Source organism: Pseudomonadota bacterium (genome assembly GCA_040752895.1).
Classification (GTDB): Bacteria; Pseudomonadota; Alphaproteobacteria.
Genome location: JBFMHN010000008.1, coordinates 1 through 9,620 on the forward strand (window position 1 = coordinate 1; position 9,620 = coordinate 9,620).

Annotated in this window: 12 protein-coding genes; 8 read left to right on the top strand and 4 right to left on the bottom strand. The window is 66.2% G+C overall.

Annotation, left to right across the window (positions count from 1 at the left end):
• The 4 genes from AB1781_11240 to AB1781_11255 form a co-directional block, all read left to right on the top strand.
• On the top strand, positions 1-362 hold a 362-nt coding region (locus AB1781_11240), incomplete at its 5' end, for a hypothetical protein (protein MEW5705140.1).
• Complete coding sequence (locus tag AB1781_11245; protein ID MEW5705141.1) at positions 359-742, top strand: 4'-phosphopantetheinyl transferase superfamily protein; 384 nt, start codon at positions 359-361, stop codon at positions 740-742. The genes AB1781_11240 and AB1781_11245, both read left to right, overlap by 4 nt.
• Positions 739-1,164 carry a helix-turn-helix transcriptional regulator gene (locus AB1781_11250; protein ID MEW5705142.1) on the top strand — a complete coding sequence of 142 codons (426 nt, stop codon included), beginning with the start codon at positions 739-741 and terminating at the stop codon, positions 1,162-1,164. The genes AB1781_11245 and AB1781_11250 overlap by 4 nt, the downstream gene beginning before the upstream one ends.
• A gap of 8 nt (positions 1,165-1,172) precedes the next feature.
• Positions 1,173-2,399: an ImmA/IrrE family metallo-endopeptidase gene (locus AB1781_11255; GenBank protein MEW5705143.1), complete on the top strand. Its 1,227-nt coding sequence runs from the start codon at positions 1,173-1,175 to the stop codon at positions 2,397-2,399.
• An 85-nt stretch (positions 2,400-2,484) separates the two neighbouring features.
• On the opposite strand, the gene AB1781_11260 is transcribed toward AB1781_11255, so the two are convergent.
• Complete coding sequence (locus tag AB1781_11260; GenBank protein ID MEW5705144.1) at positions 2,485-3,006, bottom strand: hypothetical protein; 522 nt, start codon at positions 3,004-3,006, stop codon at positions 2,485-2,487.
• On the opposite strand from AB1781_11260, the gene AB1781_11265 reads away from it, so the two are divergent.
• Both AB1781_11265 and AB1781_11270 read left to right on the top strand, forming a co-directional pair.
• Entirely contained in the window at positions 2,992-3,126 is a 135-nt protein-coding gene (locus tag AB1781_11265) for a hypothetical protein (protein MEW5705145.1), read from the top strand. The genes AB1781_11260 and AB1781_11265 overlap by 15 nt on opposite strands.
• 46 nt (positions 3,127-3,172) lie before the next feature.
• The gene (locus tag AB1781_11270; GenBank protein MEW5705146.1) at positions 3,173-4,060 is read left to right on the top strand and encodes a nucleoside triphosphate pyrophosphohydrolase family protein; all 888 of its coding nucleotides are present in this window, start codon (positions 3,173-3,175) and stop codon (positions 4,058-4,060) included.
• Here AB1781_11270 and AB1781_11275 read toward each other — a convergent pair.
• Positions 4,022-5,008 (bottom strand): nucleotide kinase domain-containing protein, encoded by a 987-nt coding sequence (locus AB1781_11275; protein MEW5705147.1) that lies wholly within the window; start codon positions 5,006-5,008, stop codon positions 4,022-4,024. The genes AB1781_11270 and AB1781_11275 overlap by 39 nt on opposite strands.
• 284 nt (positions 5,009-5,292) lie before the next feature.
• Between AB1781_11275 and AB1781_11280 the strand changes: the two genes are divergently transcribed.
• Positions 5,293-5,469, top strand: coding sequence for a helix-turn-helix domain-containing protein (locus tag AB1781_11280; protein MEW5705148.1), 177 nt, complete (start codon positions 5,293-5,295; stop codon positions 5,467-5,469).
• A gap of 4 nt (positions 5,470-5,473) precedes the next feature.
• The gene (locus tag AB1781_11285) at positions 5,474-8,365 is read left to right on the top strand and encodes a TrlF family AAA-like ATPase (protein MEW5705149.1); all 2,892 of its coding nucleotides are present in this window, start codon (positions 5,474-5,476) and stop codon (positions 8,363-8,365) included.
• Positions 8,366-8,667: 302 nt separating this feature from the next.
• Here AB1781_11285 and AB1781_11290 read toward each other — a convergent pair whose 3' ends face one another.
• Together AB1781_11290 and AB1781_11295 are read right to left on the bottom strand one after the other, a co-directional pair.
• Positions 8,668-9,039: a type II toxin-antitoxin system PemK/MazF family toxin gene (locus tag AB1781_11290; GenBank protein MEW5705150.1), complete on the bottom strand. Its 372-nt coding sequence runs from the start codon at positions 9,037-9,039 to the stop codon at positions 8,668-8,670.
• Positions 9,036-9,620, bottom strand: a 585-nt coding sequence (locus tag AB1781_11295; GenBank protein ID MEW5705151.1) for a Panacea domain-containing protein, incomplete at its 5' end; no start/stop codon positions are given. The genes AB1781_11290 and AB1781_11295, both read right to left, overlap by 4 nt.

Below are 9,620 nucleotides of genomic sequence, written 5' to 3' on the forward strand. Positions count from 1 at the left end.
ATGCCGCCGACATCGCAGTCGGAGGCGAGGCCGACATCCCCGACCAGGGTCTGCAGGTCTACGCTGCGACGGATCGGCGTCAGCGCGCCTTTCCCTGTCTCGTGCACATCGATCTGACCCTCCTTGCGGGCCGTCTGAGCATGCTTGCTGTCTACAGGCACCAGTTCCTGCTCACGAAGGCGTACGGGAACCTCATCGGCCTCTCGGATCTCCTTAGGTTCCTGGCCCAGCAGACCGGTTTCGAGGTTGGGGAGATCGCCGTCCAAGCGACCCTCGCCGATGACGAGCGGGGAAGCTACGGCGGTAGGGCAGGACTTGAGGCGATCATCGCGGCTGCGCGAGCTGAAGAGGCCGTCGCATGAGCGCGACCGTCCTTGGCTTGGGCGTTGATCTCGTAGATGTTGTGGAGCTCCACCAGCTACTCGCCGCATCGGATGGAGCGTTCGTTGAGGCAGGATGGACCCCGAAGGAGCTCGCTCAGAGCGCGCGGCAGTCATCTCGTTTGGCCGCCTGCTGGGCGGCCAAGGAGGCCGCGATGAAAGCTCTCGGACTCGGAATCGGCGACATCGATCCACTAGATGTGGAGGTCGACATGAGCGACCAACTACGTCCACTCGTTCATCTCTTCGGACAGGCAGAGGCCGCTCGCATCGATCGCGGCATTACGTCAGTTGTCGTGAAGGTCGCGCACGACCCGCAATGGGCAATCGCCACGGCGGTTGCCACGGGACCAGGCAGATGACCGACGAGCGCGCGGTCGGGGACCTCGACATCGATCAGGTCGACGATCAGATCGTCGGCGAACGGCTGCGAGATGCGCGCGAGACGCTTGGGTTGACGCAGGCGGACGTCGCCGGCGCATTGGGCATCCCGAGAACCAGCGTCCTGGCCATGGAGGCGGGGCGACGAAAAGTGACAGGGCTCGAGTTGCGGCGACTCTCCCGGATCTATCGACGTCCGATCGACTGGCTACTCGGTGGCGAGCCGCCCACGGTGGATGCCGATGATGCGCTGTTCCACGCCACTTCGGCTCTCTCCGCGGACGATAAGGCGCAAGTGTTGCGATTCGCCCAGTTCCTCGCGTCGGCGGGGTCCCCGGGCGAGGTTGGCGGCAGGGCGGCGGGAGCGCGACGGCGGCGGCGTGCACCGGACAACACAGGCTGAGTTGACAAGTGTCACAGGCGTCCTGGCTAGGACGGCGTCGAACCGCGTTGCTCGAGGCGGCCGGTCTTCTTGAGGACCTGGGCGTCGACCAGACCGAACCAATCGACGTCTTCTGGCTCATCGAACAACTCGACATCTGGCTGACGTTTGTTCCGCTTGGCACGACGCTTGGGGCATGCCTCCCGGTTGGCCGCGGCGGGATCATGATCACCACTCGTCGGCAGCCGGCGGTGCAGCGCTTCACGGCAGCTCACGAGATCGGCCACTGGATCCTCGATCACGGTCGTCCGTGGGTTGACGACGAGGAGGCGATCCTGCGGCCGTCGGCTCCTGAGCGGGAGCGCATCGCGCAACTCTTCGCTTCATACGTCGTTATGCCACCGCCCCTGGTCGATGCAACGGCAGCACATCACGGGATCGGCACAGGCCCACTACCGGAGCCACCCCAGGCGTACTTGGTGGCGCGCGACATGGGGGTCAGCTACGAGGCCGCGGTCCGCCAGATGGCCGAGCTCGGCGTCATCTCGACCCAGGACCGAGACCGCCTACTTCACGTCAGCCCGCTCGCCGCGAAGCGGGCGCTTGCCCACGGGGCTCGGCCGGTTGTCGGCAACGCGGATGTCTGGCCGATCGACGAGCGTTGGAACGGCGCCCGTCTCGACGTCACGACCGCGGATGAGATCGTCATCGCGTTGCCCGAGAACCGCACGACCGGCTTTCGATGGATGACCCCTACCGACTTGATCGCGCGTGACAAGCGACATCCACAACCGGCACCCCCGCCCTTCGCCGACGGAAGTCCCGTTTCGGACATCGACGCCCGGCCGGACCAGGTCGCCCGCGACAAAGTGGCACTCGATGATCGCCGACGTGACGACGAACAGGGCGAGGAGCCACCGCTCCAAGTCGTGACCGACCAGTACGTACCCGGCGGGCTGCCTCGAACATCACGTGAGACCATCAGCCACCGCCGGGCGCTAGCCAGCGCTCAAGTGCTGGACCGCCCGGCTCCGCGGATCGGTGCGACCGGCCGGCGATGGTTGTCCGTACAAGCGCGGACTGAGGGCACCTGGCGCTACGAGCTCGCCTACGCGCCGGCGCACGAACCGTTGGCACCCGCTGTCCTGACGTTCCTGGTGGAGGCGACCGTCCATCCGACGCCATCCGTCGCCCACGCACGCAGCCTACTGGCCGCGGCACCCGCTGACGACGCACCCGGCGGACCGAGCCGATAGCGGGACCAACGTGACCACCCGCTCACGAGGGAGTCGCGTGCGCGCGACAGGTGCTCGGCCCGCCACGGACCTACGCGTGTACTTGTCAACGCCTGTTTCGGCACAGGGCCCTCGACCTTTGTGCGTCCCGTTTGCGATCGGCGCCAACCACGAGGCCCGCCGGGCGTTCGACGGGGCCGGTGTTGAGGCTCTCGCCCCAGAGTCGCTCTGGCGGCGTTGTACGCAACTGGCGCAAACGGGTCCCGATGGGGTTCTGCTGCTTGACGTAGCCGCCGCCCTCGGCGCCGTCGGTCAGCCATCGCTCGCGCTGTGGCCATACAACGAGAGCCTCGGCCCCGGAACGGAGGAGCCGCCACCAGATGTCGGCCCTGAGCCGTGGTTGACCGCCACGTTCACGCAGGTCCTGCTGGCTCACGATCGTGTCGAGGATGGTCTCGAGGCGCATTTGACCGTCGGCGCGGCAGTCGTGCTTGTGGTCGAGGTAACCGACGAGTTCGAATGCCCCGAGCCGGATGGCCGGATCCGAGTTCCAAGCCTTCGCGCGCCCGCTGGCGGGTATCACGCCGTGCTTGTCGTGGGCGCAGCCGACCTCGTGGGTGACCGACACTTGCTCATCCGCAACAGCTGGGGTGACGGCTGGGGACTGGGAGGATACGCATGGCTGCCAGTCGCCTACCTGGAGAGCTTCGCCGTTCAAGCCGGACTCGTGGGCGGCTCCCCGCCATGAAGCCCATGGGCATCACCCGACCTTGATTGCGTGAGGAGGTCCTTGAGTGGATCTTGACGACTACCAGTCAGCAGCACAGGCGACCGACCAGAAACCCGGCCGCGAAGGCGACGCCATCGTCGTTCCCTTGCTAGGCATGGCTGGCGAAGCGGGCGATCTCCTAACCGCCTACAAGAAGCGGCTGCGAGATGGCCCGGCCTACACGGCCTTCGAGGATCGGATCGCCGAAGAGCTCGGCGACATCCTCTGGTATGTCGCGAACCTAGCGTCGAAATTCGACCTGTCACTCTCCCGGATCGCCGAGGCGAACCTCGCCAAGACCGGGACTCGCTGGGGGAACCGCCCAGAACGCGAGCCGGACCCGACCGACCCCCTCCTGTTCGACGCTGCCTATCCCTCGCACGAACAGTTCCCGCGTGAGATGACCGCGGAAGTGACTGAGACGATCGATGAGACGGGGATGGCAATCGTGCGACTGAAGATTAACGGTTCGCCGGTTGGAGACCCCTTGAACGACAACGCGAGGATCGACGACGGGTACCGGTTCCACGACGTGCTCCACCTCGCGCATGTCGCGACGCTCGGTTGGTCGCCGACCATGCGGCGCCTAATGAAGCGCAAGCGGAAGAGCGACCCCCGCGTCGATCACGCCGAGGACGGTGCTCGCGCCACCATTGTCGACGAGGGGGTCGTCGAGATGATCTTTGACTACGCTCGCCGGCACAGCTTCCTCGAAGGCGTCGATCGCATCGACTACGAGCTCCTGCGTGCGATCAAGCAGCGCACCTCGGGGCTCGAGGTCAGCGCCCGCTCCGTGGCCGAGTGGGAGCGGGCCATTCTGGAGTCATACCGCCTGTGGCGCGCGATCCGCGCCAACGGCGGCGGCCGCTTCCGCCTAGACCTGCTCAAACGCCGAATCGAGCTGCTCGACTGACCGCGGTGCATGCTCGATGGCGATGCGCCCGTTGATGCCCCACTTCGGAGGAAACCAGGGTCGCTCAACTTCGACCCGAGGGGTGAAGGTCCGCTTCAGTCGGTGCCGCCCCCCGGGGGGCGTGAACTCTGGGTGCGAGACGCGTGAGTACTTGGCGATCTCGCAGAACAGATTCTGGCAGTCGATCAGCTGCAACGGCCGGCCCCAGAGCGTTGTGAAGTCGAGTCCGCGCGTGACGAACTCGATCTCCTGATGATCGGCAACCCACCGGATGATGTCGTCGTCGGTCCAGTCACCCGATGCCTCGAAGCATTTGCGGATCCCCTCGCTCGCACCGGGTCCCGCCGCCACGAAGTCCATCTCGCTGAACCCGAGGTGCGGGCCGTAGTTCAAGTCGATTGCCAGCTGGAACGCGAGGAATCGGCCCAGAGATGGATAGCCGCCAAGCACGCGGAAGACATGTTCCAGCGAGGCGGCATCAGCAACTCGCTCGTCGACTCGATCCTCGAGCATCCAGCGGACGAGCTGGAGGTGTTGATGGTGCTTTCGCGCGTATCCGGCCCGCGGCACCGGTGGGATCACGTACGCGGCCGAGTACAGTCGGGCGCCGGTTGCCGCGTACTCGTCTAGCGCTCGAGCGTAGGTCCGCTCATCGAACGACCCGATCTCGATCGACCCGACACGATCTTCGAGGGCCCTCCAGGTGCTCGGCAGGTTGAAGAGCCGGAACAGGAGGGCCCGGAAGACCTGCTCTCGGTGGTCCTGCGACCCACGGTAGATGACGTCCCCGATCAGGAACTGGCTCGTCCGGTCGGCAGCCCGATAGGCGTTCGTGAATCGGAAGTCCCGCAGAATCGGGTCGGAGGTCCAGGGAGCTCGAGCCCCCGCGAGTCGCAAGAAATAGACCTCTTGGCGCTCACAGGCGAACCGCCAGTACGCGTCGAACACGACGGTCGGACGCGGAGGCCGTCGAATAGGGACTGCGGCCGGACGTGTCGGGCCGGGGACGACAACGGCCACTCTACTCGACGCCTCCTCGGAGCGAGAACCGAACGGATGGCCTAGTCGACGGTGCACACGCTGGGCTGGGCCACCAGCATCGCTAGCGTAGCTCCCCAGAGACCGACCGGTCGAGACACGCTAGCGTGTATGGGCATCGCTAGCGTGTATAAGCTACGGTTGTGCGCATGGATGAGCGTGCGCGACCCGTTGGGCTGGCCGAGGCCGCGGCCATGCTCGGCGTGAGCCACGCGACCCTGAGGGCCCAGGTCCATCGTGGCCGGTTACGAGCCTTCAAAGTCGGGCGCGACTGGCTCGTCACCGACGAGGAGGTCGAGCGATATCGACGCGAAGTCCAGGGCCGCCGCCACGGCCGATCCGGCGGAACTGAGTTGGCGGGCGGGGATTGAGAGCGTGACAGACCGAGTCTGGGGCGTCGGGTCGCGCTGGCTCCGCTGGGAGCCGCACCTCCATGCCCCAGGCACGCTTCGCAACGACGGTTTCGGCGGAGACTGGGACGCCTACTTCGCAGCGATCACCTCGGCTAAACCCGCGCCGGTCGCCCTCGGCATCACCGACTACTTCTCGCTCCGGACATATAGGGAGTTCCAGAACCGGCGGCCCACGAGCCTCGGCTCGGTGTCGCTCGTGTTCCCCAACGTGGAGATGCGCCTCACCGTTGAGACCAGGCGTGGCCACGGCGTCAATCTCCACCTGTTGATCTCCCCCGAGGATCCCGACCACGTTGTTCGGGCCGAGGAGAAGCTCGCCCAGCTGACCTTCGAGTTCCGGCGGGACCGTTTGCCGTGCACCGACGACGGACTACGCCGGCTGGGACGGGCCCAGCCTGGCAACGGCAGAGCCGACGACGCCACGGCGCTCCGCGAGGGAGCGAACCAGTTCAAGGTCGACCTTCAGCAGCTACGCTCACTCTTCGAACGCGACGACTGGGTGAGACGGAACATGCTCGTCGCGGTCGCGGCCGGCAACGACGGGCTGGCGGGGCTGGCGCGGGATGCGGCGTTCCGTGCGCAGCGAGAGGAGCTCGGTCGTTTTGCGGACGTGGTGTTCTCGGGCAGCCCCGGCGACCGCGAGTACTGGCTCGGCCATCACCCGGACTTCGAGTCGAATGCTCAGACCCCCAAGCCGTGTCTCCACGGCTCGGATGCGCACGAGATCGCGGCCGTACTCCAACCGGACCACGACCGGCGGTGCTGGATCAAGGGCGACGCCACGTTCGAGTCCCTTCGCCAAACCAGGGTCGAGCCCGAGCACAGGGCGCACATTGGCGCCGAGCCCCCACCAGAAGCACCCGGCGCGGGCATCATCCGCGAGCTGCGTGCCACCGATGCCCCATGGCTTCAAACCCCGGCCATGGCGCTCAACAGCGGTCTCGTCACGATCATCGGCGCAAAGGGATCGGAGAAGACAGCGCTCGCCGACCTTGTCGCCCTGGCCGCAGATGCGCAGGAGATCGATCCTGGGCCTGCGTCGTTTCTCGCCAAGGCGCGCCCGCTGCTGGGTAGCCTCCGGGTCGAACTGGCGTGGGCGGACGGCGAGGAGACATCGAACGAGCGTGACTCCGTCGATTGGATGTGGGCGGCCGAACCTCGCGTCCAGTATCTGTCCCAGCAGTTCGTGGAGCGGCTGTCCTCCCCTGATGACCTCACGGAGCCGCTGTTGGCTGAGATCGAGCGAGTGGTCTATAGCGCGATCCCGGACGAGGAGAGGCTGCGGACCGCCGACTTCGATGAGCTGAGGGGGCTGATACTCCAGGACTCGCAGGCGAGCGCCGAGCACGAACGATCGGCGATTCGGAAACTGACCGACGAGATCGCAGCAGAGCAGGAGCTGATCCGAGCGGTGCCGAAGCTTGAGACGGCACTCGCCGCTGCGACACGCACCCGGCAGAACCTGGAGACCAATCTCGCCCAGATTCCCGTGCCGGTCGACGACACGAAGGCGAAGGCCGTACAGGCCGCAGCGACTGAGTTGCAGGGGCTCCGGAACGCGATCGCGACCGCTGACCGTCGCGGGCAGGAGATCGCGGATGTCACCGCAGAAGCGAAGCGCCAGCTCATAGTCGCCGAGGAAGACTGGCGAGGGCTCCGTCGCGCGCATCCGGACCTGCTCGACGACGCCACTTGGGATTTGCTGCGACCAATGATCGCCAACGCGGGGTTCGACACGCTCGCGCAGCTTGAGAAGGCTGCCCGGTCGCAGGCTGACGCCCTACGGACCCGAGGGCTTGCCGCCCTACAGGACGTCGCGGATCAGGCGGACGCCACTCCCCGAAGCCTGGCGTGGCTCGTCGCCGAACACGAGCGGCTCGTCAAGGAACTTGGCCTCGACGAGGCGAAAGCGCTCCGGCGTGCACAACTCCAGAACCAGCTGCCGGCCTCACTTACCGTCGAAGCGAACGCGGACCGCGACCTCAAGCACGCCCGGGGGGCCAGCGATCGACTCAGAGAGGCGCAGCGCCGAAGACTGGCGTCCTATGGTCGGGTGTTCGAGGCGCTCGTTCAAGAGCAGGAGGCACTTGAGCGACTGTATCGCCCGCTCCGCGACCGGATCAGCGAAGAGCCGCGGCTGGGAAAGCTCTCGTTCACGGTCGGAAGGGTCGTAGACCTACAGGCGTGGTCGACGCGTGGCGAGGCTCTCTTCGATCTCCGAACGCCACCATTCCAAGGACACGGCAAGCTTCTCGAGGCGGCTCGAACGGCCCTCCTGGAGCCATGGCGGACGGGTGACCCCTCGACAGTCGTCGCGGCGATGGACGCCTTCCTTGGCCAGCACTTCAAGACTCCGCTCGTCCTCGCCCAAGGCGCGTCACTGACCAATGTCGGCGAGTGGCTCTTCTCGACGGATCACATCCGCGTTCGCTACGGGGTCGAGTACGAAGGCGTACCCATCTCACGCCTCTCGCCAGGAACGCGTGGCGTCGTGCTCCTGACCCTTTATCTCGGACTTGATCAATGGGACCGCCGTCCTCTCGTCATCGATCAGCCGGAGGAGAACCTCGACCCGAGCTCGGTCTATGACTCGCTTGTGCCCTTCTTCCGGGAAGCAGCGCTGCGCCGACAGATCCTGATGGTTACGCACAACGCGAACCTTGTCGTCAACACGGATTCCGACCAGGTCATCGTGGCGGACTCGAGACGTAGTTCGCCGAAGGAGCTTCCGGACATCACCTATGTGGCCGGCGGGCTCGAGGATCCCGCCATTCGTGACGCCGTTTGCCGACTCCTCGAGGGCGGTGAGGCGGCGTTCCGGAGGCGTGGCGAGCGGTACGGCCTGACGTCGTAGGCGTGAGCGGTGGGAAACGTGCCGTAGGTCAGTGCCGACGCCCCACCGAGTCGACCGCCGAGGCCCCGACGAAGTAGAGGGTGCCAGCAAGGGGCAGTGGACTCAGTACGACTCTTAGGGCAGCGAACTCATCCGGCCTTTTTGGATCGGCACCTGAATCATCCCGATCGATGGCCGGTCGGACCTGCCCCCGTTCAGACTGTGGCGAGTAGCCAAACGGTTAGGCGCCTGACGCTGGGTAAGGCGACCCATCAGAGTGTGCCATCGCCCGGCCGACGGGCTAGGGTGAGCCCTTCGTCGCTCTACACGAACCCGAGGATACGCGCGAGGGCGGCGCGAACGCGCTTCAGCGTATCCGCGGAAACCGTGCCGCGGTAGCGGGCTCGCCCAAGGTCCTGCTTACTCAGCGTGAACAGGATGTCGGCCTGAGCGATCGAATCACGCAGGACCGCCTCACCGGCGAAGATCAGCACGTCGTTCTCGCCCGCGTATTCGGTCTGGGAGCTGAGCAGCACGGCGAACACCGTGAGGTACCCCGGGGCCAGGCATTGATCAGAGGTTGAGACAACGAGCACCCACCGCGACTCACGGGCCGCCGGATCGAAGCGGTGCGGTTCCTGCGGCGGACGCGCCAGTCGCGCTGGGAGCTCGAAGACGGCCCCCGGCTCGATCATCCGCTGGCGACGCGCGCCAGCATGGCCTCCTGGATGTCCGCGATACGCGCCAGCTCGCGCAGCTTGAAGTCCCGCCGATCGTCCGTGTCGGCGCTCGGCTCTTCTCCGGCAACACGAGCGACCACGGAGAGGTCGAGGTCGAACGGGATCCCGACGTTGTACCGCGGCTCACCGCGCTCCTTCGCCAGCAAGAAGCGCATCGGCGTCGTCCCGTAGGCGAACCGGATGATTTGATCGGCGTTCATGGCGCGCGTTAGTTCGATGATCCGGTCGAGATCGCGCTGTTCCTCGGGAGCGAGTTCCGGCTCGAAACGCGGGGACGGTCCGGGCCGATAGACCTGAGCTTGTCTGTCGCCTTGGGCTTCCCCGGAGACGCGAATCTCGAAGCCCGCCATGTCGTCACGGGCGTGGACGAGTCGCTTGGCCAGCGGACCGAGCTTGTACCGCACCCAACGCGCGCCGGTCAGCGTCTTGCCGGTGCGGTGGAAGTGCTCAAGGTCCGCGAGGTACAGGATCTTCTCGAGCTTGGTGACGTTCACTTGGCCGAGCGCGCGGACCACGTACACCAAGGCCCGCTCGAA